This is a genomic window from Herbiconiux daphne, from assembly GCF_024979295.1.
GTDB classification, from domain to species: domain Bacteria; phylum Actinomycetota; class Actinomycetes; order Actinomycetales; family Microbacteriaceae; genus Herbiconiux; species Herbiconiux daphnes.
Genome location: NZ_JANLCJ010000591.1, coordinates 1 through 589, shown reverse-complemented (window position 1 = coordinate 589; position 589 = coordinate 1). Strand labels below are relative to the sequence as shown.

Below are 589 nucleotides of genomic sequence, written 5' to 3'. Positions count from 1 at the left end.
TGCCAACGACCCGTTTGCAAGTTCAGTACTCAAGTGCTGAGTTGGCAAAAACATTACGGAACTCAAGACGCTGTTCCTGTAATGTTTTTGCCAACTCAGCACTTGAGTACTGAACTTGCAAACGGGTCGTTGGCATTGGTGCCATACGAGGGTCTGTCAAGTGAGCGTTGATTCGTTGCTGAGTACTACGAACAGTATGCAGCAAATCATCTTCCGCAGTCACCGTAATCTTTTCGGGTAACAGTGAAATACACTTGTTCAGAAACAGTTGACGACTAATCAACTGGTTGATGGTTCGGTTATCCAGATAAGGAAGGACACGACTATTTGCTTCTGCGATTTTATCACGGAGCAACGTTAATGTACTTAAGCAATTAATTGCCAAAGACATTTTATCTGCATAAACAGTGTCAATCTTATCCAATGCCTCACGGACATAGGTTTCTGGTAAACCATTCTCACTAACTGTATAATTGACACGTTCAGTTCCAATTACACTGGAAGGGATTTTGTTCTTTAATTCACAAGACAGTTTGAATGCCTTACGAATAGTTACATTCATACAAGACCTCTACAATTATCGTAAGTA

At 40.9% G+C, this 589-nt stretch carries 1 protein-coding gene; it reads right to left on the bottom strand.

The features are described from left to right. Window positions 1-22: 22 nt before the first annotated feature. Window positions 23-562: a hypothetical protein gene (locus tag N1032_RS26630; protein WP_259543667.1), complete on the bottom strand. Its 540-nt coding sequence runs from the start codon at window positions 560-562 to the stop codon at window positions 23-25. Between the last annotated feature and the right edge of the window lie 27 nt (window positions 563-589).

Coding starts and splice junctions, on each gene's coding strand:
- N1032_RS26630 (WP_259543667.1), bottom strand. CDS start 562: ATGAATGTAACTATTCGTAAGGCATTCAAACTGTCTTGTGAATTAAAG.